Origin of the sequence: Parasegetibacter sp. NRK P23 (assembly GCF_023721715.1) — a bacterium.
In the GTDB taxonomy this organism is placed as follows: Bacteria; Bacteroidota; Bacteroidia; order Chitinophagales; family Chitinophagaceae; genus Parasegetibacter.
This window is the reverse complement of record NZ_JAMDLG010000001.1, coordinates 2,112,857-2,136,961: the sequence shown is the minus strand read 5'-3', so window position 1 is coordinate 2,136,961 and position 24,105 is coordinate 2,112,857. Positions and strand designations below refer to the sequence as shown.

General features: G+C 49.0%; 19 protein-coding genes. 7 read left to right on the top strand and 12 right to left on the bottom strand.

Annotated features, from left to right (window positions below):
• Positions 1 to 151: 151 nt before the first annotated feature.
• The 4 genes from M4J38_RS08675 to ppk1 are packed head-to-tail and all read right to left on the bottom strand — an operon-like array spanning position 152 to position 5,525.
• Complete coding sequence (locus M4J38_RS08675; protein WP_251759158.1) at positions 152 to 1,675, bottom strand: aldehyde dehydrogenase family protein; 1,524 nt, start codon at positions 1,673 to 1,675, stop codon at positions 152 to 154.
• A 39-nt stretch (positions 1,676 to 1,714) separates the two neighbouring features.
• Complete coding sequence (gene panB / locus M4J38_RS08670) at positions 1,715 to 2,530, bottom strand: 3-methyl-2-oxobutanoate hydroxymethyltransferase (RefSeq protein WP_251759157.1); 816 nt, start codon at positions 2,528 to 2,530, stop codon at positions 1,715 to 1,717.
• Positions 2,531 to 2,560: 30 nt separating this feature from the next.
• Entirely contained in the window at positions 2,561 to 3,451 is an 891-nt protein-coding gene (locus M4J38_RS08665) for an exopolyphosphatase (protein ID WP_251759156.1), read from the bottom strand.
• The gene (gene ppk1, locus M4J38_RS08660; RefSeq protein ID WP_251759155.1) at positions 3,432 to 5,525 is read right to left on the bottom strand and encodes a polyphosphate kinase 1; all 2,094 of its coding nucleotides are present in this window, start codon (positions 5,523 to 5,525) and stop codon (positions 3,432 to 3,434) included. Before ppk1 ends, M4J38_RS08665 begins: the two co-directional genes overlap by 20 nt.
• Before the next feature lie 87 nt (positions 5,526 to 5,612).
• Between ppk1 and dacB the strand changes: the two genes are divergently transcribed.
• Complete coding sequence (dacB, locus tag M4J38_RS08655) at positions 5,613 to 6,998, top strand: D-alanyl-D-alanine carboxypeptidase/D-alanyl-D-alanine-endopeptidase (protein WP_251759154.1); 1,386 nt, start codon at positions 5,613 to 5,615, stop codon at positions 6,996 to 6,998.
• 1 nt (position 6,999) lies between these two features.
• Here the strand turns inward: dacB and M4J38_RS08650 are convergent, their stop codons facing one another.
• Both M4J38_RS08650 and M4J38_RS08645 read right to left on the bottom strand, forming a co-directional pair.
• Positions 7,000 to 7,359 (bottom strand): tRNA-binding protein, encoded by a 360-nt coding sequence (locus M4J38_RS08650; protein ID WP_251759153.1) that lies wholly within the window; start codon positions 7,357 to 7,359, stop codon positions 7,000 to 7,002.
• A gap of 80 nt (positions 7,360 to 7,439) precedes the next feature.
• Complete coding sequence (locus M4J38_RS08645; protein WP_251759152.1) at positions 7,440 to 8,510, bottom strand: serine hydrolase; 1,071 nt, start codon at positions 8,508 to 8,510, stop codon at positions 7,440 to 7,442.
• A gap of 164 nt (positions 8,511 to 8,674) precedes the next feature.
• On the opposite strand from M4J38_RS08645, the gene M4J38_RS08640 reads away from it, so the two are divergent.
• Entirely contained in the window at positions 8,675 to 10,099 is a 1,425-nt protein-coding gene (locus M4J38_RS08640) for a Gfo/Idh/MocA family protein (RefSeq protein ID WP_251759151.1), read from the top strand.
• A 449-nt stretch (positions 10,100 to 10,548) separates the two neighbouring features.
• Here the strand turns inward: M4J38_RS08640 and rocD are convergent, their stop codons facing one another.
• The 5 genes from rocD to M4J38_RS08615 all read right to left on the bottom strand — a co-directional run bounded on the left by rocD (position 10,549) and on the right by M4J38_RS08615 (position 15,614).
• Positions 10,549 to 11,772: an ornithine--oxo-acid transaminase gene (rocD, locus tag M4J38_RS08635; RefSeq protein WP_251759150.1), complete on the bottom strand. Its 1,224-nt coding sequence runs from the start codon at positions 11,770 to 11,772 to the stop codon at positions 10,549 to 10,551.
• A gap of 315 nt (positions 11,773 to 12,087) precedes the next feature.
• A complete protein-coding gene (gene ispE / locus M4J38_RS08630) occupies positions 12,088 to 12,906 on the bottom strand; it encodes a 4-(cytidine 5'-diphospho)-2-C-methyl-D-erythritol kinase (RefSeq protein WP_251759149.1) in 819 nt (272 codons plus the stop codon).
• Positions 12,907 to 12,911: 5 nt separating this feature from the next.
• Positions 12,912 to 13,511: a bifunctional nuclease family protein gene (locus M4J38_RS08625; protein ID WP_251759148.1), complete on the bottom strand. Its 600-nt coding sequence runs from the start codon at positions 13,509 to 13,511 to the stop codon at positions 12,912 to 12,914.
• 347 nt (positions 13,512 to 13,858) lie between these two features.
• Positions 13,859 to 14,818 (bottom strand): electron transfer flavoprotein subunit alpha/FixB family protein, encoded by a 960-nt coding sequence (locus M4J38_RS08620; RefSeq protein ID WP_251759147.1) that lies wholly within the window; start codon positions 14,816 to 14,818, stop codon positions 13,859 to 13,861.
• Positions 14,819 to 14,870: 52 nt separating this feature from the next.
• Complete coding sequence (locus M4J38_RS08615) at positions 14,871 to 15,614, bottom strand: electron transfer flavoprotein subunit beta/FixA family protein (RefSeq protein WP_251759146.1); 744 nt, start codon at positions 15,612 to 15,614, stop codon at positions 14,871 to 14,873.
• Between the two features lie 102 nt (positions 15,615 to 15,716).
• On the opposite strand from M4J38_RS08615, the gene M4J38_RS08610 reads away from it, so the two are divergent.
• The 3 genes from M4J38_RS08610 (at position 15,717) to tilS (ending at position 19,217) form a co-directional block, all read left to right on the top strand.
• Positions 15,717 to 16,028, top strand: coding sequence for a tetratricopeptide repeat protein (locus tag M4J38_RS08610; protein ID WP_251759145.1), 312 nt, complete (start codon positions 15,717 to 15,719; stop codon positions 16,026 to 16,028).
• Between the two features lie 40 nt (positions 16,029 to 16,068).
• Positions 16,069 to 17,745 (top strand): glutamine--tRNA ligase/YqeY domain fusion protein, encoded by a 1,677-nt coding sequence (locus M4J38_RS08605; protein ID WP_251759144.1) that lies wholly within the window; start codon positions 16,069 to 16,071, stop codon positions 17,743 to 17,745.
• A gap of 140 nt (positions 17,746 to 17,885) precedes the next feature.
• On the top strand, positions 17,886 to 19,217 hold the full coding sequence (gene tilS / locus M4J38_RS08600; RefSeq protein WP_251759143.1) for a tRNA lysidine(34) synthetase TilS: 1,332 nt from the start codon (positions 17,886 to 17,888) through the stop codon (positions 19,215 to 19,217).
• 9 nt (positions 19,218 to 19,226) lie between these two features.
• Here the strand turns inward: tilS and M4J38_RS08595 are convergent, their stop codons facing one another.
• A complete protein-coding gene (locus M4J38_RS08595) occupies positions 19,227 to 21,977 on the bottom strand; it encodes a TonB-dependent receptor (protein WP_251759142.1) in 2,751 nt (916 codons plus the stop codon).
• 267 nt (positions 21,978 to 22,244) lie between these two features.
• Here M4J38_RS08595 and M4J38_RS08590 point away from each other — a divergent pair, with 267 nt between their 5' ends.
• Both M4J38_RS08590 and M4J38_RS08585 read left to right on the top strand, forming a co-directional pair.
• Positions 22,245 to 23,627 (top strand): alpha-L-fucosidase, encoded by a 1,383-nt coding sequence (locus tag M4J38_RS08590; protein WP_251759141.1) that lies wholly within the window; start codon positions 22,245 to 22,247, stop codon positions 23,625 to 23,627.
• A gap of 62 nt (positions 23,628 to 23,689) precedes the next feature.
• Positions 23,690 to 24,088, top strand: a complete 399-nt coding sequence (locus tag M4J38_RS08585) for a hypothetical protein (protein ID WP_251759140.1) — start codon at positions 23,690 to 23,692, stop codon at positions 24,086 to 24,088.
• Positions 24,089 to 24,105: the final 17 nt, after the last annotated feature.

Here is a 24,105-nt window from a genome sequence, read left to right as displayed (position 1 = left end):
GATGTTGTATTTCAGTTGATTAAGTAAAAATCCACCCTTAAAAACGTGAGGGCGGGCCTTTTAGTATTTTAAGGGTGAATATCGTATGGTGTTTCAAGGGCTAAACCGTGTTTTCACCATACCCGGTGCCACCGCTATAGCGGTGCCACCGTTACAGGTCGAACCTGATGCCCTGCGCCAAAGGTAACTTCGTGGAATAATTGATGGTATTCGTTTGCCGGCGCATGTAGTTTTTCCAGGCATCGCTTCCGCTTTCCCTGCCGCCGCCGGTTTCTTTTTCACCGCCGAAGGCGCCGCCAATTTCCGCACCGGAGGTGCCGATGTTCACATTCGCGATACCGCAGTCGGATCCCGCCGCTGAAAGGAACAATTCGGCTTCCCGCAGGTTCAGGGTCATGATGGCCGATGACAGTCCTTGCGGAACGCCATTTTGCAAAGCGATCGCTTCTTCTGGCGTATTATATTTCAGTAAATATAAAATAGGCGCAAAGGTTTCCTGTTGCACTACTTCATAATGCGTTTCTGCTTCGGCTATGCATGGCCGTACATAACAGCCGCTTTCATAACCTTCTCCTTCCAGCAATCCGCCTTCCACTACAAAATGACCACCTTCAGCCTTACATTTTTCTATTGCCTGCATGTAATTGTGCACCGCATCTTTATCGATCAATGGCCCGACGTGTACTCCTTCTTTTAAGGGATCACCTATGACCAGCTGTGCATAGGCCTTAACGAGTTTTTCTTTGAAAGCGTCATACACACTGGAATGAATAATCAGTCTGCGGGTGGTGGTGCAACGTTGGCCGGCCGTACCCACGGCGCCAAAAACACAGCCTACCAGCGCAATGTCCAGGTCCGCGTCTTTCGAGATGATGATGGCGTTGTTGCCCCCCAGTTCCAATAATGTTTTGCCTAACCTTGCACCCACGGTGGATGCAACGGCCTTGCCCATCCTCGTGGAGCCGGTTGCGGAAACCAGTGCGATCCGGTGGTCGGCACTCAGCCATTCTCCGGTATCACGGGCGCCGGTTACCAGGCAGCTCACGCCTTCGGGCACGCCGTTCCGGGCGAATACTTCCTGCACAATATGCTGACATGCCACCGCGCAGAGCGGCGTTTTTTCAGATGGCTTCCATACGCATGTATTACCGCAAACCCAGGCCAGCATGCTATTCCAACTCCAAACCGCTACAGGGAAATTGAAGGCGGAAATAATGCCTACCACACCCAAAGGGTGCCATTGCTCATACATACGGTGCCCGGGACGCTCAGAGTGCATGGTGAGTCCGTACAACTGGCGGGAAAGTCCTACGGCAAAATCGCAGATATCAATCATCTCCTGCACTTCGCCCAATCCTTCCTGTAAACTTTTTCCCATTTCATAAGACACGAGTTTACCCAGGGCTTCCTTCTTCTCCCGCAGGGCATCACCCACCTGGCGCACAATCTCGCCTCTTTTCGGAGCCGGCCATAAACGCCACTCCAGGAATGCTTCCGATGCTTTGGCGACTACCTTATCATAAGACTCACGGTCGCAGGAAGCAACAGAGCCGATCCATTCGCCGTCAACGGGAGAGTAGGAGGCGATAATATCGCCCAGGGAAGTAAGCCATTCAGATCCGGTGGAAACGCCGGGATTCTGTTCGTCTATGCGTAGTTGGGAAAGAAAGTCCATGGGATGAAATTTTGAATGTTGAATGATGGATGCACCACCTCAATATTGTTCTTTTTCGTTTGGAAAATCACCTGATTTCACATCAGCGATATACTGTCCTACGGCTGTTTTCACCTGGCTGTACATATCCAGGTACTGGCGCAGGAAACGGGGCTTAAAACCCTGGTTAAGGCCCAGCATATCGTGCATTACCAGCACCTGTCCGTTGCAATGTGGTCCCGCGCCGATGCCTATCGTGGGAATATGCAGACTCTCTGTTACTTCTTTAGCCAATGCGGCAGGAATTTTTTCAAGCACCAGCGCGAAGCATCCTGCTTCCTGCAAAAGTAAGGCGTCTTCTTTCAGTTTCGCGGCTTCCGCTTCTTCTTTGGCACGGACGGTATAGGTGCCGAATTTATAGATAGATTGCGGCGTAAGGCCAAGATGCCCCATTACAGGAACACCCGCTGAAACGATTCTTTTAACGGAATCCACAATTTCCACACCACCTTCCAGTTTAATGGCGTGCGCGCCCGTTTCTTTCATGATGCGTATGGTGGAATTAAGTGCCTCTTTTGTGTTGCCCTGGTAAGCACCAAAGGGCAGGTCCACCACCACCAGGCAACGTTGTGCGCCCCTTACAACGGAGGCCGCGTGGTAAATCATCTGGTCGAGTGTAATGGGAAGCGTGGTTTCATGTCCCGCCATTACATTGGAAGCGGAATCGCCCACCAGGATCACGTCAATACCCGCCGCATCTATTACGGTGGCGAAGGAATAATCATAAGCCGTGAGCATGGAGATGTTTTCGCCCTGCTCCTTCATTTTCTGAAGGGTATGGGTGGTAACACGTTTCACTTCTTTGTTTACCGACATAATAGCTTGTTTAAGGACCTTCCGGCCCGGTTAAAATCTGTAACTGTACACCTGCCTGTACAAATGCTGGATCAATCCATCGGCAAGGCCGATTTTAGGAACGAAGATTTCATCCGCCCCGGCCCAACGCATCACGTTCAGGTAAATCTGGATGGCGGGTACGATCACATCGGCGCGGTCCTCGCGCAGTTTGTATAAACGTATCCTTTGTTCCAGGGAAACGCTGCTGAATTCCTTGTAATAATCTTTGAGTAGTTCCAGGGGAAGGGACTTGCCATCTTTCTTTTTAGAAAGAGAGAATACTTTGTTGATATTGCCCCCGGTTCCAATGGCCACCAGCTTACGGGTGCCTTTGGTTTTTGTTTTGATGTAATCTTTCATCTTGTCCCAGATATCATCTGTTACCTGGTTTTTAAGTAGCCGTATGGTGCCGATGTTGAAAGATTCCTTAAAGACGAGTTTATTGTCGGCGAAGTATGTGAGTTCTGTACTTCCGCCGCCTACATCTATGTATAGATAACCATCATCTTTAGATAGGTTCTCCGCGATATGGTTCTCGTAAATGAACGCGGCTTCGTCCTGCCCGGAGATAATCTTTATTTCGATCCCGGTTTCCAGTTTTACCCGTCGTATGATGTCCGGACCATTGTCCGCGTCCCGCATGGCGGAAGTGGCGCAGGCGATGTGGTGGCGCACATCATACACATCCAGCAGGTATTTGTAGGCTTTGATGGTGCGGATGATCATGTCGGTTTTCATGGGACCGATGTATCCTTTTTCGAACACATCAAATCCCAGCCGCAAAGGCACACGCACCAGGTTCAGCTTATTAAAGGAAACCTCTCCGGTATTATTTTCCGTAACCTCCGAAATCAGCAATCGGGCCGCGTTACTCCCTATATCAATGGCCGCCAGTCTCAATTTTTTTCTGTGTTTTTTGGTGCAGATAATGATAAATCTCTACCTGTGACCTCACCTTTTTTCTACCACCGGAGCGTACATAATCGTTGCTGAGCTCGTTATCCAGCCAGCGGGCCTTAACATTGTCGTTCAGCTGTATCTCCACGATTTTCTTCAGCACCTTCTTAATGTCTTCATCCAAAACCGGACATGTAGCTTCCACGCGGTGATCCAGGTTCCGGACCATCCAGTCCGCCGAAGATATGTAAACTTTTTCTTTACCGCCGTTGTGGAACACAAACAGCCGCGCGTGCTCCAGGTATTCATCCACGATGCTGACCGCCCTTACGGGCTCTTTGAACTTCTTGTTTTCCGAGAACATACAGAATATACCGCGCACCACCATCTGTATCTTCACGCCCGCTTTGGCGGCTTCTTCCAGCCTGGCCACAAGTTTCTCGTCTGAAAGCGAGTTCATTTTTAATGTGATGGCCGCCGGCTTTTTCGCTTCCGCCGCTTTGATCTCTTTTACGATCATTTTATCCAGTTGCGCCCGCAGGCCCGTAGGGCAGGGGATCAGGGTTTTGCAGGCTTTCAGGAATGGCAGGCCGGTCTTGGGCTTTTCGATGAACGTAAAGATCCTGTTGATATCGGCCATGATGTTCCGGTTGGACGTAAGCAGGCAGTAGTCACCATATACACGGGCCGTTTTTTCGTTGAGGTTGCCCGTGCTTACAAAACCATATTGTATGGTCCGGTTCTGTACCCGCTTTTTGATGATACAGAGTTTGGCATGCACTTTCATGTTCGGCAGGCCGATGAGTACGCGCACCCCTTCTTCTTCCAGTTTCTCCTTCCATTCCAGGTTGGCCTCTTCATCAAAGCGGGCGCGCAGTTCCAGCATCACCACCACTTTTTTACCGTTGCGCACCGCGTTGATCAGCGCGTTCACCACCTTTGAATTGCTGGCCAGCCGGTAGGCCGTGATTTTGATCTCCGTCACATGCTGGTCCATGGCCGCTTCACGGAGGAGATCGATCACCGAACTATAATCATGGTATGGGAACACGAGCATCACATCTTTTTTCAGGACCACATCGGTTACCCGGAGTTCTTTCTGAAGCAAAGGATGTTCAAAGCTGGGCCGCCGGGCGCTTTTTACGCTGAAAACCGAGTCGGGGAAGTCCATGAAATGCCTGAAATTGTGAATCCTTCCACCGGGAATGATGTTGTCGCGACGGGCGAGGTTCAGTTTGCGTACCAGGTATTCGAGCAATCCGGGGTTCATTTCACGGTCGTACACGAAACGCACAGGCTTTCCTTTCCTGCGGTTCTTCAGGCCTTTTTCAATCTTCTGGATGAAATTGGTGGCGATGTCATTGTCTATATCAATCTCGGCGTCTTTGGTTACTTTGAACACATGCGCTTCATACTGATCGTAGCCGAAGTAGGAAAATATTTTGGGCAGATTATGGCGGATGATGTCTTCCAGTAAAATAATATGGTGCTCGCCCTGTTTGGCCGGAAGCAGGAAGAAACGACCCATCACTTTGCTGGGCACTTCAATCAGCGCATACTTTTGTTGGTATGCCGATGAGGATGAAGACATCACCACACCGAGGTAGATGGATTTATCGCGGAGATAAGGCAATTCCGGCAACGACTCGATCATCAGCGGGATGATGTTGTTGCTGATGTCGTTCTCGAAGATATCTTCCACGAATTTCTTCTGTTCCTTGTTCAACTGCTTCTCCGTAACCAGGAATATCTTTTCTTTCTTGAGTTCTTTGATGATGCCTTCCCAGATGCGGTTGAATTCATTCTGCTGGTGCAGCACCGTTAACTGGATGTCTTCCAGGATTTGTTCGGGGTTAACTTCCAGGTGCATGTTATTTTTGGCGCCCACCTCGCCCATTCTGCGGAGCGTGGCCACCCTTACACGGAAGAATTCATCGAGGTTATTGGAAAAGATGCCCAGGAACCGGATACGTTCGCGCAGGGGCACACTGGGGTCGGCGGCCTCCTGTAATACACGTGCGTTGAAGGACAGCCAGCTGATGTCTCTTGGGATCGTCTTTCTTTTATTACTCACCATGAAAAACCGGTTTATTACAAATTACTGGAAATGAAGTGAAATATGTATGTTAAGTTTTACAACAGCATCATTTCTTACATTCGTACCATGAAATACTTTTTCATTTTATTGTGCCTGTTTCCGTCCCTGTTAATCGCTCAGTTCAACAATAATGCCGTGGAAAAAGCCTGGCGCGCGTTCAGGGACGATTCCCAGTTAAAACATGCTTCCGCGGCTTTTGAACTGGTGCAGCGCACCGATGGGAAACAGCTATTCGGCGTGAATGAAGACCTGCTGTTGTCGCCGGCCAGTACGCAAAAAGTATTTACGGCCGCTGCGGCGCTGGAGTTGCTGCAACCTTCTTTCCACTTTAATACACGGGTGCTGCTGAAAGGTATGGTTACAGCGGGCAGGCTGAAAGGCGATCTTATTGTAAAAGGCGGTGGCGACCCTACATTGGGAAGTTCCCGCTACGAAAAGGAGGATGCCGGGAAATTCCTTTCTTCCATTACAACCGCCTTGCGGCAGAAAGGTATCCATACCATCGAAGGCGATCTGGTATTGCTTTCCGACAATGAGCGCATCGTTCCCGATGGCTGGATATGGCAGGACCTGGGCAATTATTACGGCGCTGGTGCTTCCGGGTTTAACTGGCGCGAGAACCAGTATGATATGATACTGTCCTCCGGGGCAAACCCAGGTTCCGCCGTAAAACTCGTTCGTACGGAGCCTGAACTTTACCTTGAAACCATTGAACTGGCGGCTAAAGCCGGTGCGGTTGGGAGCGGAGATAACGCTTATATCTACTTCGAACCCGGCAAAGAAAAACTGACCGTGCGCGGCACCATACCACCAGGCAAAACAGCATTCTCCATCTCCGGGGCATTGCCTGATCCTTCCGCGCAATTTCTCTCGGAACTCGCCGGAACAATGATGGCCAATGGCATTGAAGTAACGGGGAAAAACAGGTGGAGCGCGGATGAAGAAGAGGCCCGTAACAGTTTGTTGTTGTTGGAGAAGCCCTCTCCGCCGCTTGAGGTCATTGTATATTGGTTCCTGAACAAAAGTGTGAACCTTTACGGAGAAGCGTTGCTGAAGGAAATCGCTTTCGTTCAGAAGGGTAGAAGGGACACTGAAACCGGTGCTGCACAATTGAAAGCATTCTGGGCTGCGAAAGGAATTTCGCCACTGATGCTGCAAATGCAGGATGGAAGCGGCCTTTCACCACAGAACGGCGTAACTGCCGCGGCGCTCAACAAAGTACTGGTGTACGCGGCGAAGCAAAGCTGGTTTGGCGCCTTTTACAAGGGACTTACCGTGAGTAACGGGTTGCACCTTAAAAGCGGCACCATCGGTGGCGTGAAATGTTATACCGGTTTCCTGGAAGGTAAAGATGGAAAGGAATATTGCTTTTCCATTATGGTGAACCGCTACAACGGAAGTACGGCGGCGCTGAACAAAAAGATATTCGCATTCCTGGAAGCCTGTAAATAAGCTAACCCACACGGCTGCCGTTGGGAACCCGCTGTTCCGGCTGAAGTAAAACCACTTCGTTGGCCGCATCGTAAATACCCATCACCAGGCATTCGCTAAAGAAATTGGCGATTTGTTTACGCGGGAAATTCACCACGGCCATCACCTGTTTTCCAACTAACGCTTCGGGTGCATAATGTGCCGTAATCTGTGCGGAAGATTGTTTGATGCCCAAAGGCCCGAAATCCACTTTGAGCTGGTAGGCTGGCTTCTTTGCTTTGGGAAACGGAACGGCTTCAATGATGGTGCCGATGCGCATCTCTATCTTTTCAAAATCGTTCCATTCGATGGGGGCTTTCAGTTGATCTGCGTTGGATTCCATGCTGTTGTTTTGCCGCTAAGGTAGTGTTTAACGGAAAATGATACATGCCAGCAACTGCGCTTACTTCCAGTAAGCCCATTTTATTGAATCACCGCGTTGATCTTTTGCCAAAGTTCATTGTCGAAACCTGACAAGGCGAAACTTGGATTTGCGGGATCCGAAGCATCTCCCATACGGACCACCACCATTTTTTTGGAAGGGACCACATAGATGCGCTGGTCGCCCGCACCCATAGCGGCATACATATCCATTGGAGCATTGGGCACGAGGGCGCCCGGGTAAACGGTTTGTCCGCCCGGAACCATAAAATTCGTTTTGCCGTTCAGCCACCACAAGTAGCCATAAGAAGGGTTGATGTTTTGGGAAGAGGTCACGCTAGCGGTAAAAAAGGTTTCGTTCAGCACCTGTTCGTTGCCCCATTTTCCTTTGTTCAGCGCCAGCAACCCGAACCGGGCCATACTGCGCGTATTGCTATGGTAGATGGTAAAGATTAATCCTTCGTTCCAGGAGCCATCCATGCCGATTTTATTCCTCAGTTTATTGTTGAAATAGGTTTCATACGCCTGGTTGCCCGCTTCGCCCACCACATCCATCAATTTTTGAAAAACATTATGGTAAGACCATCTTGTGCCGGCATCGGCAAGATAAGTGAGGTTGGGTTTGATCACGAGGTTGCTCTCATCGTTGATGCCGGAAGTCATGGTAAGCAGGTGCTTCAACGTGATCAGGTTTTCCTTGGCAAGGGGCTCACTGGTCCATCCGGTACCCAGGTAATCCGACACTTTGTTGTTGATGTTTACAAGTCCTTCCTGTTGGGCAATACCCACGGCGGCGGTAACCAGTGTTTTGCCCGCGCTGTTCCAGGCCGATGTGGCGGTGGCGTTGTGGCCATTGAAGTATTCTTCCAGCACGATCCTGCCGTTAACAAGGATCATGAACGATTTCGTGTTTTTAAGTTGCAGGTAATCTTTGAGCGGTTGTATGGCATTCTGGTTCCAGTTCAGCGCGGTCATTGAAGTGGTTTCCCAGGTACTGCCGTTATTAGGCGGGAAATACATGGTTTGCGGGGCTGAAGTATCGGGTGTTGTACTGTCTTTTTTGCAACTGATGAAAATTATAGCGCTTATCAAACAAGCGAAAAGGTACCTCATAAGTATGATTTGGGTGGTTAGACGGAATATTGCTCCAGAGGTTTAACGTATTCCCACCTGTCTCTATTTCAGTTTTCCTTCTTTTATTTCTGTTAACAATACGAAACGACAAATTTGCCAAACAAGCCTTAATTTGAGCAATCAATTCTCACAAATTTAACCCGATGAGCAAAAAAGACAATCTTAAAGCCACTGGCGCCGCTTCGCGGAGAGACTTCATTAGAAATGGTTCTCTCGCCGCGGCAGGATTTTTCATCGTTCCCCGGCACGTATTGGGCCGCGGTTACATCGCGCCCAGCGACAAGCTGAACATCGCCTCCATAGGGGTGGGCGGTAAAGGAACCAGCGATATCGCTGAATTCGCAAAAGGCGGTCGCGCCAATATCGTGGCGCTCTGCGATGTGGACGACAGGCAGGCCGTTACTTCCCGCACCAATTTCCCGCAGGCGAAGTATTACAAAGATTACCGCGAAATGCTGGAAAAGGAAAAGAAGAACATCGACGCCGTTTCCGTTTCCACCCCTGACCATACGCATTTTGCGCCCACTATGGCTGCCATGCAGCTCGGTAAACACGTGTATGTACAGAAGCCGCTTACCCATACCATCTGGGAAGCGCGCCAACTCACCGAGGCGGCGAAAAGGTACAAAGTAGTAACGCAAATGGGCAACCAGGGTGCCTCAGGAGAAGGCGTACGCCAATTACAGGAATGGTACGACAGTGGCATTATCGGGGAAGCGCATACCGTGCGCTGCTGGACCAACAGGCCCGTATGGCCACAAGGTTTTGGTAAGCCGAAGTCCGGCGCGGATGAAATTCCCAAAGAACTCGATTGGGACCTCTGGCTCGGCCCTATTCAATATGAGGAATACCACAAAGAGTTCGTGCCCTTTAACTGGCGCGGTTTCTGGAGCTTCGGTACCGGTGCGCTGGGCGATATGGGTTGCCATATTATCGACCCCGTGTTCAAAGTGTTGGGATTAGGTTATCCAAGTGAAGTGGAATGCAGTGTGGGTGATGTGTACGAAAAAATGTGGTCGCCTTCCTGGTATCCTGAAAGCTGTCCGATCTCTTCCTCCGTAAAAATGAAGTTCCCTACTAAAAACGGCAAGCACGTCAACCTGACCTGGATGGATGGCGGTATTCGTCCGGAACGTCCCGAAGAACTTGGTGCCGACGAGCAAATGGGTGACGACGGCGGTGGCGCGATCATTGAAGGAACCAAAGGTAAAATGATGTGCAGCACTTATGGCGCAAACGCTAAGTTACTGCCTACCTCGAAAAGTGAAGGACTCAGTTTCCCCCAGAAACTGGCTCGTGTACCCGAAGGGCACTACCAGCAATGGGTAAACGCCTGCATCGCCGGATACGGTAAGAACAAACTAAGTTCTCCCTTCGATTATGCCGGACCGCTTACGGAAACGATCCTGATGGGTAACCTCGCGCTCCGCAGCTGGACCTATAAAGATGCCAACAACAAATTCACCGGCAGGAAGAAGCTGCTTTGGGACGCGAAAAACATGAAGATCACCAACTTTGACCCCGCGAATGAATTCGTTACGAAGAAGTACAGGGATGGATGGTTGTAATTTTGAATGATGAATTTTGAATGATGGATGAGGGCGGAGTGTGCGGTTGTATTAGGGAATAATGTTAAGGAGCTGAAAAACTTCCCTGAACCCATTGTTCATTCACTAAATAAATAAGAGGGTGTATCGAGAATGCGATACACCCTCTTTTAATTCGGGTGCCCGATGGAGACAATTTTCGTTTATATTATTTTCAGAGGTTTCATTTAATTTCTGAGACAGTCTCTCTTTCTATTTGGTGATTAGTGGAACGATTTCCGTTTATACACTTCTACAGGCGCCTGCTAATTAACAAACCAAATATTTGTATTACTGAACGCACTTCAAAAAAAGCATCAGTAAGCCACCATATATTTTTCTCATTATAAGTAACAATACCTCGTTTTACCTAAACTTAATAACGACCGTGAACAAAAGTCCCTCTCTGCAGGAGAGGGGTTTGGGTGAGGCTACAAACTCTTCGCTATAATCCCCACGCATTCCATCAATTGTTCTTCCGTAATACAAAGCGGGGGGGCGAACCTGATTTTATCGCCATGAGTGGGTTTCGCCAGCAAACCATTCTCCATCATTTTCAGGCACATTTCCCAGGCCGCGTTCGGATCCGGATGTTCCACCACAACAGCATTCAACAGTCCTTTTCCGCGGATCGTTTTGATATGAGGATGATTCAGCGCCGCGATTTGTTTTCTGAAGAGAACGCCAAGAGCCGCTGCATTTTCCGCCATCTGCTCGTCTTTCAAAACGGCGAGCGCTTCCATGGCCACGGCACAGGCGAGGGGATTTCCACCGTAAGTGGAACCGTGTTCTCCCGGATGGATGTTCAGCATCACTTCATCGTCGGCAAGAACAGCGCTTACAGGCAATACGCCACCACTGAGCGCCTTGCCGAGAATGAGTATATCGGGACGAACATTTTCATGGTCGCAGGCGAGCATTTTTCCGGTGCGGCAAAGACCGGTCTGGATTTCATCGGCAATAAACAACACATTGTATTGATCGCACAATGCCCGGACACCTTTCAGGTAACCTTCATCCGGTACCACCACGCCGGCCTCGCCCTGGATGGGTTCCACCATGAAGGCGGCGACATTGTTATCCCGGAGTGCATTTTCCAGCGCGTTAAGGTCGTTGTAAGGAACCAGTTCAAAGCCGGGCATATAGGGGCCGAATCCTTTGTAACTGGATGGATCGGTGGAGGAAGAGATGGCAGCCATGGTTCTGCCCCAGAAATTATCTTCAGCGAAAATGATCTTCGCCTGGTTTTCAGGCACACCCTTTTTCGTATACGCCCATCGCCTGGCCAGTTTTATGGCGGTTTCCCCGCCTTCCACGCCGGTGTTCATGGGAAGCACTTTATCGTACCCGAAATACGCCGTAATGTAACGGGCGTATTCACCCAGTAAGTTGTTGTGGAAGGCCCGCGAAGTAAGTGTGAGTTTCCCCGCCTGTTCCGTTAAAGCACGGATGATCCGTGGGTGACAATGTCCCTGGTTTACCGCGGAATAACCACTGAGAAAGTCATAATATCTTTTTCCCGTTATATCCCACATGAAAACACCTTCACCTCTTTCCAGCACAACTGGTAAGGGATGGTAATTGTGTGCCCCGTATTTTTCTTCAAGTTCCAGATAGTAAGACGTTGATAATGAATTTATTGAACTTGTTTTCATGTATTTAATTTTAAGTGCTTCCGGATGAATGTGTAGATATCCACGACGGGATTGCTGGTTTGGTTGAACTGAAAACTCAAACTCGTTTAGAAGTGAAGTAAATAACCTTACTTCACACGCTTCAACAACGGTGCGTCAGTTTTAATGCTAAATAAAAAACAACTATTGCTTACGTGAAAGCTGAAAGCCGCATCGCTTTCAAAAGATAACCTTATATATGATGGAGGTTACCCAACGGGATGATCGAGGAAGTCAAGGTTCTGACCCAAAAAATCTGTTGTGAAGGATTGGAACATGGCCTTAAAGGTACAAAAATCAGCTCAACTTCATTTGCAGTACCAGGTAGTTTTCTGGCATCTTCAGTTCGGGGGCGGATTCAAACAGTCCAAACACGGTGGAGCCGGTTCCGCTCATGGCCGCATAAGTGGCACCTGCCTGGTAGAGCTGCGCTTTCACGGCCGCTATTTCAGGGAACTTTTCAAAAACGTGATCCTCAAAATCATTGTGGAGTTGATCTTTCCAGGTACGAACGGGTTGCGCGATAATTTCCTGTAAACGAACCGGAGCAGGGGATGGGGTGATGCCGGCAAAAGCAAGAGCCGTTGAAACATGGATCCGTGGATTCACCAATACCAATGTAAAGGAGGAAAGATCAATCTGGACGGGTGCCAACAACTCACCACGCCCTTCGGCATAAGAAGGAACGTTATCTATAAAAAACGGACAATCACTGCCCAGTTGAAGTGCATAGGCTTTGAGCTGATCAGCAGTAAGTCCGATCCGGAAAAGTTTATTCAGCAATGAAAGGGTGAATGCGCCATCGGCTGAACCGCCCCCGAGTCCGGCGCCCATTGGAATCACTTTGTGCAGGTGTATACGAAGAAATGGAATGGAAGGGTGGTGCTCCCTTATTAAACGCACGGCTTTGAGACACAGGTTACCTGTGGTATCGCCTTCTACGGGGAGCCCTGTAAGTGTAAAAACATCTTCAGTTCCGTCTTTAAGCGGCAGGATTTCCAGTGCATCTCTGATGGGGACGGGGAGAAACACCGTTTCCAGGTTGTGGTAGCCATCGGGCCTTTTACCAGTGATGTACAGGCCGAGGTTTATCTTTCCATTGGGGAAAACCACCATCTGAATTAAGCTTTCCGGCTGTTGATCTCGTTACGGATAGCGATGGCGCGGATATAATCTTCCTGCTCCACCACTTCGTTCAGAAGGGTATTCAGTTCTTCGAGCGAAAGCGCTTTGAGGTCATCATGGGTTACTTCTGAAGTAGTGCTGGCCGGAGCCTGCTGGGGAGAAGACTTCTTCTTTTTACCACCGTTATCTTCCATCAGGATCCCCGCGCTTTCGAGAATATGGTCGTAAGTAAATATGGGGCATCCGAAGCGAACGGCCAGGGCGAGCGCATCGGATGTGCGGGAATCAATCTCAACAGTATCGCGGTCGTTATGGCAAACCAGCCTGGAATAGAAAATGCCTTCCTGAAGGTCACTGATGACGATTTCCTGGAGTTCAACGCCGAAGGCGTTCATGAAATTCTTCATCAGGTCGTGGGTGAGGGGGCGGCTGGGTTGCATTTTCTCCAACGCCACCGCAATGGCCTGGGCCTCAAAACCACCGATTACAATAGGCAGCCTGCGCAAACCGTTCACTTCGCCCAATACCACCGCATACGAATGGGTTTGCGTAATACTGTGGGACAAGGCAACTATTTCCAGTTCTATTTTCTTCATACCAACGCTCGGAATTTGTTCAATTTGAAGCCCGAAAATAGTATTTTTTGAGAAGGAATAGTTTGTTTTGAAAGATAAGTTTTAAAGGTCGCGCCAGCGCATTAAATGGAATGAAATCCGTATTGGCTTGGAACGGGGCGGGAACGATTTCGAGGAAAAGCAAAGTGGGGACTCAAAAGTAAAATGATGGCTTTGAGCATCGCATAAGCGAAAATAGTCTCCATCAGGGAGCCTTATAAAGAGAGGGTGTATCGTATTTCTGATACACCCCCTTGCTGCCAAAAAACCTTTATAAATATAGCGTCAGTTGGAAAAGTTTTATTTCCGTGCCGTGCTCAGGCTTAAAATCAGGACTTCAGTTTCTTCACTTCTTCAATCAATTTCGGTACCACTTCAAAAGCATCGCCTACAATACCGTAATCGGCGGCTTTGAAGAATGGCGCTTCAGGGTCTTTATTGATCACGACGATCACCTTACTTCTGTTCACGCCGGCGAGGTGCTGAATGGCCCCTGAAATACCGATGGCAATGTACAGGTTAGGCGCGATGGCAAGGCCTGTCTGACCAACGTGTTCGTGGTGCGGACGCCAGTGCGTATCAGAAACTGGGCGGCTGCAGGCGGTGGCGGCGTCCAGTGCTTTGGCGAGGTCTTCTACCAGTCCCCAGTTTTCAGGGCCTTTCAAACCACGTCCACCACTCACCACTCTTTCTGCCTCACTCAGGGGGATTTCGCCGGAAACCTTATTGGTGGCGGTTACTTTCACTTTAGGAGCGGGAACATTCACCTGAAGGGCTTCTACCGTTGCGGAACCGCCGGTTTCTTTGATGGCGAAAGCGTTCGGGTTCAGTGAAACGATCTTCACAGGCGTATCCACCTGGATGCGCGCGAACGCTTTCCCGGAGAATACATTCTTTTTAACGATAAAAGGAGCAACTGATTCGGGAACAGCAACTGCACCTGCTACCAGTCCGGCTTTCAGCCGTGCAGACAATCTTGGCGCAACGGCTTTACCCGTTGTATTGTGCGATAGAATAACAATGGTCGCATTGGTTTTTTGCGCGGCTTCGGCCACCACCTGGGCATACACCTGTGCATCAACGTTATCCAGTGCGGCATCGCTGATGTGGTGGATCTTTGTAACCCCGTATTTGCCGAGCGCGGAAAGATCATCCTTTACTGTGCCCAACACCACGGCTTCAGCGGTGGTACCTGCCTGCGCGGCTACGGCTGCGCCGTAAGACAATGCTTCAAGAGCAGATTTTTTTACATGGCCATCGGCCTGATCGATGAATATTAATACCGACATAATAGTAAGCTGTAGTTAAATATGAAGTAATATGGACCGGGTAAGAAAGCGCTTATATAACGCGTGCTTCCTCGTGCAGCAGTTTCACCAGTTCGCCCACGTTATCGGGAGCGATCAGTTTTACGCCTGCTTTCGCGGGTGGAAGTTCAAATCCGGCAATGGAAGTGAGTGATTCGGTTGCTACGGGCTCCACCACTTTCAGGGGTTTGGAACGTGCCGCCATAATACCTCTCATATTGGGAATACGTGCTTCAGCCATACCTTTCTGGCAGCTGATCACGGCGGGAAGTGCTACTTCGTTGGTTTCTTCCCCGCCTTCAATTTCGCGGTTCACCGTAGCGACGGCGCCATTCAGTTCCAGTTTGGTGGCCAGGGAAATATAAGGCAGCTCAAGCAGTTCGGCTACCATGCCGCCAATGGAAGAGCCATTGTAGTCGATGGTTTCCTTGCCCGTAAATACGAGGTCGTAACCACCTTCCTTCGCGATGGCCGCGATCTGACTGGCGATGTTAAAGGAGTCTGTGTTGTCGGAATTAACGCGGATGGCTTCATCGCCGCCCAGCGCGAGCGCTTTGCGGATGATGGGTTCCGCATCGGCGCCCCCCACTGTTACGAGGTGCAACGCAATGGACGCGTCCTTTTCTTTCAGTTCAATGGCGCGCACCAGCGCGTACCACTCGTCATAAGGGTTGATGATGTACTGAACACCGTCGGATGCGAATTTCGTATTGTTGTCGGTGAAAGCTATTTTTGCCGTTGTGTCCGGCGTTTTACTGATACAAACTAAAATCTTCATTCCAGGTATTTTGTGTGTGAAAAAAGTTGCTTATGCAACTACCTTGTTACAAATGTAAAGATAGATTCAATTACCTGGTAATAAAAAAATGGATGTCATTTTATGGACAGGATTGTGAAATTGAAAGCATTTTTAGAACAGAATCCCACCGATTCGTTCCTGCAACACGCGCTTGCGCTGGAATACATTAAACTGGGCGATGAGTCCGCTGCGAAAGAATTGTTTGAAGCAATTCTCACGCGCGAACCCGGGTACATCGGCTCTTATTACCACCTCGGAAAATTGCTGGAAAGGACCGGCGCCACGGAAGCCGCCGTGCAGTGGTACGAAAAAGGAATGGAACAGGCCAAAGCCGCAGGCGATCAGCACGCGTACAACGAGCTGCAGGCGGCCTGGGAAGACCTCGTATATTAACATTCCCGTACATTTGCCACAACTTATAAAGTTTCCTTAGATGAGCGAAGAGAAAAAAACATTGAATTTCCTGGAAGAAATTATTGAAGAAGACATCCGTTCCGGTAAGCATGGCGGCCGCGTTCAAACCCGCTTTCCGCCGGAGCCCAACGGATACCTGCATATAGGCCACGCCAAAAGCATCTGCCTCAATTTCGGCATCGCGGCCAAATACGGAGGAAAAACCAACCTCCGTTTCGATGATACCAACCCGGTTACCGAAGACACCGAATATGTGGACAGTATCAAGGAAGATGTGAGATGGCTCGGTTTTGAATGGGAAAATGAATTGTACGCCTCCGATTATTTCGATCAGCTTTATGCGTTCGCCGTGGCCCTTATTCAGAAAGGACTCGCTTATGTGGACGACAGCACGCCCGAACAAATCGCCGCAGGTAAAGGAACACCCACTGAACCCGGTATACCCACGCCTTACCGCAGCAGAACAATAGAAGAGAACCTCGACCTGTTCACCCGCATGAAGAACGGGGAATTCGCCGACGGCGCCAAAGTGCTCCGCGCGAAGATCGACCTCGCTTCTCCCAACATGCACTTCAGGGATCCGATTATCTACCGCATCAAACACGCGCACCACCACCGTACCGGCGATAAATGGTGCGTTTACCCAATGTACGATTTCGCACACGGACAAAGCGACAGTATCGAAAATATTACGCACTCTATCTGTACGCTGGAATTTATTCCGCACCGTCCGCTCTACGACTGGTTCATTGAACAACTGGAAATATTTCCTTCCCGGCAGTTTGAATTCGCACGGCTTAACCTCACCTACACGGTAATGAGTAAGCGCAAACTGCTGCAACTGGTGAACGAAAAGCACGTTTCGGGCTGGAACGATCCCCGGATGCCCACGATATCCGGTTTCAGAAGGAGAGGCTATACCCCTTCCAGCATCCGTACTTTCTGCGATAAAATCGGTATTCAGAAAAGAGAGAACGTGATTGATATGAGTCTGCTCGAATTCTGCATCCGGGAAGAACTCAACAAAACCGCGCTCCGCAGGATGGCCGTACTGGATCCCATTAAAATGGTGATCACCAATTATCCCGAAGGGCAGGTAGAGGAACTGGAAGGAGAGAATAACCCGGAAGCGGAAAACGGCGGCGGCTCCCGTACCATTCCTTTCACCCGTGAGCTCTGGATCGAAAGAGAAGATTTTATGGAGCACCCTCCCAAGAAGTTCTTCCGCCTCGGACCAGGACTGATGGCCCGTTTGAAGCACGCTTACATCGTAAAATGTGAGGATTTCAAAAAGGATGAGGCAGGTAACATTACTGAAATTCACTGTACTTATATTCCCGAAAGTAAAAGCGGTGCCGATACCAGCGGCATCAACGTAAAGGGCACGATCCATTGGGTAAGCGTGCAACACGCGGCCAAAGCGGAAGTGCGTTTGTACGACCGCCTGTTCAAAGTGGAAAATCCCGCTTCAGAAGAGGGTGATTTCAAGGAGTACATCAATCCGGATAGTCTGCAAGTGGTAACGGACGCTTACATTGAACCCGCTTTGCTGGACGCTGATAACGGTCAAGCCTACCAGTTTATCCGGAAAGGCTATTTCTGCCTGGATACGGACAGTACGCCCGAAAAACTTGTGTTTAACCGTACCGTTACGCTGAAAGATGCGTGGGCAAAAGAAGTGAAGAAAGCACAATAGGGATTTTGGATGATGAATTTTGAATGATGGATGAGGAGTGATGGCTGTTTTGTGGTTTATGGGACCGCAAACGCAATGGCTTTTACGTTGCCCCTCCATTCATAATTCAACATCCAACATTCATCATTCAAAATTATTTCATGCTTTCAGCATTCAGACAATACATCAAGGAGAAAAAAATCATTCACCCCAACGAACGGCTGCTCGTTGCCGTTAGTGGAGGAGTGGATTCGGTATTGCTTGCCCGTTTTTGTGTGGAAGCCGGTTACCTGGTTACGCTTGCGCATTGTAATTTTCAATTGCGTGGCGAAGAAAGCAAACGCGATGAAGCATTTGTGCGCACTTTGGCTGATGAACTCGGGGTTCCATTGCTGGTGCGGCATTTTGACACCGTTCAACTTGCCGAAACAGCTGGAAAAGGTATCCAGGAACTGGCACGTGACCTGCGTTATGGCTGGTTCAACACGCTTATCGCGCAGGGAACAGAACAGGTGGCAGATATCATACTCACCGCGCACCATGCGGATGATAACATTGAAACGCTGCTGATGCAGTTCTTCCGGGGAACCGGGTTGAACGGACTTTGTGGCATGGAGCCACGGCAAAACAAACTTGTTCGTCCGTTACTTTTTGCCCGGAAATCCGAACTCCTCGAATACGCAAAGGCAAACAATATCAGTTATGTAGAAGATTCTTCCAACCTGTCTGATAAATATACGAGGAACTATTTTCGTCATGCGGTACTTCCTTTATTGAGAGAAGTATATCCGCAGGTGGAACAGAACTTACTGGAGAATATCCATCGCTTCAGGGATACGCATGAACTGTATTCAGCTTACATTGAAAAACTCCGGAAGAAACTTATTCAACCCAAAGGTATCCCGGTGTTGCTCCTGGCAAAGCAGCCGGGGTTGCACACCATTACGTATGAATTACTGAAACCTTATGGTTTTTCGGCGGCACAGGTGCCTGAGGTACTGCGTTTACTGGCTGCGCAATCGGGCAGGCAGGTGCAGTCTGCCAGTCACAGGATCATCCGGCACCGGAACTGGTTGGTGATTACTGAAGTTAAATTGCGCCCCGAAGGTATGGTTGTGGTGGAAGAAGGGGTGCGGCAGGTAGATTTTGCCGTGGGAACACTATCTATAGAAACCAGGAGCAAAGCTGATAACTGGCAACCGCAGCTGGAAGCAACTGTTGCGCAGTTGAATGAGAATGAAATCAGGTATCCCCTCATTGTTCGTCCCTGGAAAACCGGAGATTATTTTTACCCCTTGGGGATGAAGAAAAAAAAGAAGATCAGCCGGTTCCTTATTGATCTTAAAATGCCGGTGCATCAAAAGGAGCGGGTATATGTAGTGGAAACCGCGGGCCGTATTGCCTGGGTAATCGGTTACCGGATTGATGAGCGTTTTAAGATCAAAGAAAGCACCGTTTCGTTGCTGGAACTGAAGTTTTTCCCGCAGCCATAACCGGGTACATTACATTCTCATCCCTCGTCCGCCACCGAAACCACCACCACCGCCACGTGGCCCGCCACCTGGTCCGCCCGGACCTCTGCCACCACCACCGCCGCCGAACTTACCAAAACGGTAAGCGATGTTCAGCATGAAATAGCGGGTGAGTGTGTTCCTAACCTCGTCGAGGATGAATTCAGGGGTAACTGTCCGGTTGATGTTCTGGTTCTGGTTCAGCAGGTCAAATCCCTGGATGGAAATCTGCATTCTTCTTTTCATAAGGTGCTTCACCAGTTCTGCGTTCAGAAGGGAAACGGTTTGGTTGAACTGCGCGGTATTCCCCCTGTTTTCGCGAATATCGAAACCGGATTTCAGTTCGATGCCACCAGGCGCTTCAACGGAAATATCGAAGCTGTGGGTATTGGTATAGAAAACCGTATTAAGGTTTGATTGCAGTGAATATTTTACGCTGTTTCGGTTGAAACGTGTGCTGTAAGAGAATTCAAGCCATTCACCTACATCCGCGTTCAGTCTTCCGCCGATATTGTAATTGAAGTTGGTCAGTTTATTCTGCTTGTTTTCCACGAAGGATACGCCGTTATTATAGTTTGTGCCGAAGCTGAGTGAATAACGGAGTACTTTTTTGACGATGGGCATGCCGTAGCCCAGATTAGCCCCTGTTTGCCAAACACCGTTTACGTTTACTGGCGTTACGAAACGTTTACCGGTACTTCGGTCAACAACAGTATTGTTGATAATCTTATCGCGGGTGGTACTATAACTTCCTGCGAAATTGATGTTGATTTCTGAATTTCTGATCACTTCATCATACTTGTAATTGAAGTTGTTCGTGAATTCATTTTTCAGATCGGGATTCCCACTGAACTGGTACAATGGATCACTGGCATCGGGAACAGGTTGCAGTTGCTGAAGGGTGGGCTGGCGCACCTCTCCGTTATAAAACAGGTTTATATTACGACCTTTCTTATTGAAGAAGGTGATGCCGGCCGACGGCAGGAAATTGGTGAAATCCTGTTTTACGAGGGAGTCCTTCGTGATGTTGTTGTTTCGCTGAAGGATATCCTGCATATCTACGCCAAAATTGTAATTGTAGAATTTTCCTATGCCCACGAACTTCAATCCCGCACGTTGATTATTGCTTCTGTTTACGAACCTGTTGGTGAGCGAGTCGTTCAGCTGATCGTATTTGCCATTGTCCGCGTCAAATGTTTCACGGTCACTGTTGTTTACGCTCCAGTTGTAGCCATAGGTAAACTCAATAAGATTGGATTTGAAGATCGGCTCTGTATAAGAGAACGACAAATTGATGCGGTTGTTCCTGGAATCGTTGTTGGTAAGTTGGTCCCGCCGTTCTGTAAACGGATTTCCGTTCACATCAGTGCCTTCGTTGAAATAATTAACAATAGATTCATTGTTGCTGAAACCGTTATTGGAGGTCAGGCCGAAGGTCATGCTTCTTCTTTCTTTTTTGAAGCGGTGCATGATGTTCAGTTCTCCGGAGAAGTTCAGGGTATTGCCATTGCTGAAGTTATTCCGGTAACCCGCGCTGGAAGTATCGGTAAAACCGCGGAGAAGGTAAATGGCGTTGCGCTGTATATTGTTGTTATCACCGTAAGTGGCATTGATTTTTCCTCTTACTTCCGTCATGGAATCCGGTTTGTATTCCATATCGGCGTTCCAGTTGAAGCTTTTATTGTTTCTTTCCCCTCTTTGCCGTTCATCGTTAATGAGTACGGGGTTGGTTTGAACGTTTTGTCTTTTGATGTCGTTGGCGGTAATGGACTCATTGTTGCCGTAAGAAACCGACGAAGCGATGTCCAGTTTCTTATCATAATTGTTCCTGTAGTTAATACCCATTCTCTGGTTGGTATTTAGTCCGTTGCTGGCACGCTGGTCGTCCCCACGGCCACCTGCGTTGATGTTGCCCGCGGAGCCGAAAACGGAAATCTGCCTGTCGCCTTTGAAGCGGTTAAACGTAACGCGGCCATTGTAACGGTCATCAGTACCGTATCCGGCGTTTCCTCTCCCGAAATAGCCGAAGCGTTTGTCTTTTTTAATGGTGATGTTGATGATCTTTTCCCTTTGGCCATCGTCCACTTTGGTGAAACGTGCCTTGTCTGTTTTTTTATCTACCACCTGTATTTTATCGAGGATGTTCGCGGGCAGGTTTTGCGTGGCCATCTTGAAATCTCCGCCGAAGAAAGGTTTCCCATCCACATAAACCTGGGTAATCTGCTGACCGTTCGCCGTGATGTTGCCATCGCGGTCCACTTCAATCCCTGGAAGTTTTTTGAGCAAATCTTCCGCAAGGGCCTCTGGTTTTACCTTATAGGAATCGGCGTTGAATTCAATGGTATCTTCTTTCACCACCATCGGCGGCTTTTTGAAGCTCACCACTACTTCATCCAGGGTGGCCGCGGAGTTCATAAGGGTAACGGTATCAAGCAAAAGGGATTTTTTGTCCAGCACGAAGGGTACCTCTTTGTATTCATGGCCTATAAAGGTGAGGCTCAGAACATAAGCGCCATAATTGAGGTTGGCAATAGAAAATTCCCCTTTTTTATCAGTGATCTTATAGCCAACCGTGGAAGAGTCTTTCTGAAGAAGCACGTTAATGGTCGCGTTCTCAAGGGGTTTACCCGTTTCAGCGCTGATCACAACGCCGCGGATATCCCCCTTGGTTTGCGCGAAAAGTGAAGATTTGGCAAAGGTTACTAACACAACGATCAGTAAGGTGCTGATGCGTTTATTCATGAGCGATTGGGTATGTGGTGGTTAATGAGCCTGGTTGTTCCGTCAGGAACAGAGGTTAAGACGGCAATACATGATGAAACTTGCGTTCGTTTCCCGTGTTTTTAGTGCGGCTTGCGTTCAAATAGTGTTAAATAAATCTTAACAGTGGCGGAAATTTACGCAAAGGTTTGCGTGGCATGTCCGGCCAAAATACTTTATAATTCAGCCAATTCCGGCCAACGGCTGCCTGACGCAACCAGTACATTTGTAGGGATAAAACGATTTGCCATGATGCCTTCCATCGTTAAAAGAATGTTCGCTTCCCTTGTAGTGATTTGTCTGCTCAAAGGAACTTTCGCGCAGCAACGGCCTGCCTGGGCAAAAGAAACACCGGAACAGAAAGAAAAAAGAATGGCCTGGTGGACGAACGATAGATTCGGACTCTTTATTCACTGGGGACTTTATGCCATGCCGGCGCGCCACGAATGGGTACAACACTATGAAAAAATATCGCCAGAAAATTACCGCAAATATTTCTCCCTGTTCAATCCAGATATGTTCGATCCGAAAGAATGGGCGCGGCAGGCAAAATTAGCCGGTATGAAATATATGGTGATCACTACCAAGCACCACGAAGGTTTTTGCCTCTGGGATACAAAGTTCACGGAATACAAAATCACCAATACGCCTTATGGCAAAGACCTGATCAAACCTATGGTGGAAGCTTTTCGTGCGGAAGGGATCCGCATCGGCTTTTATTATTCTCTCATCGATTGGAATCATCCCCATTTCAGTCTGGATGGAAGTCACCCTCCCACGCCTGCAGATCCTGCGAAAAGGGCGGAAGAAAATACGAAGCGCGATATGAAGGTATACCAGCAATACATGAAGGACCAGCTCCGTGAGTTGCTGACGCAGTACGGAAAAATAGATGAACTGTTCCTGGACTTCTCCTACAACGGAAAAGGGCGGAACGAATGGGATTCGGAAAACCTCCTGAAACTGGTGCGCCAGCTCCAGCCGCAGATCATCGTAAACGACAGGCTGGACCTGAACGATACCGATTGGGGCTGGGATTATAAAACCCCGGAACAATTCATACCTTCTGAATGGGTAAAGGTGAATGGAAAGAAAGTACCCTGGGAAACCTGCCAGACTTTTTCCGGATCCTGGGGGTATCACCGAGATGAAAACACCTGGAAGTCCGTGAACCAACTCATCTTGATGTTGATCGAAACGGTGAGCAAGGGGGGCAACCTGTTGCTGAACGTCGGACCAACAGCAAGGGGCAATTTTGATGAACGTGCCACTGAAAGACTGGAAGGTATTGGAAAATGGATGCGTTACAACAACCGTTCGATCTATGGTTGCACGGAAGCGCCCGCCACTTTCAGCAAACCCCCAAACTGCCTGCTTACCTACAACGCCACCACCAAAAGACTCTATATCCATGTGTTGCAATGGCCCTTTAAATCGCTGCACCTGCCCGGGTATAAGGGTAAATTCCGTTATGCCCAGTTTCTGCACGATGGTTCAGAGATCAGGTTCAGCTCACCCGCTGCTTCAGGGAGCCATACCACGGAAACAGGTAATGCGGGGGATGTGGTGCTCCAACTGCCTGTTGTTAAACCAGGCGTAGAGGTTCCGGTGATTGAACTGATCCTGGAATAAATGCCGGGTAAAGAATAGTTTCCGAAGCGGGCGAATACCTTATTTTTGCGAAAATTTCCCGGATGAAGTATTCCACCCAAACAGGCCTTGTGGCATCGTTGCTGATGATCGTTTCCGTTTTTCTTCCATGGATTTATATCGAATCCAAGGACATCACGGTAACAGGTTTGCATGCGGAAGGCACCAATTTCGGCAGACCGGCTTACATGAACCTCGTTTTTACCGTGGCGGCGATCGCATTCTTCCTGATCCCGAAAGTTTGGGCAAAACGGTACAACTTCTTTTTCTGTGGCGCCAACCTGGCCTGGAGCATCCGCAACCTGCTGATCATGAATGTTTGTTACGCGGGCGAATGTCCCGAACTGAAACTGGGCATCATCCTTGCGCAGGTGGCATCAGCGGGTATGCTGATCGCATCCTTGTTCCCGGCTATGAAATTACCAGTAGAGAAAAAAGGGTAGGAGTATATTTTCGCAGC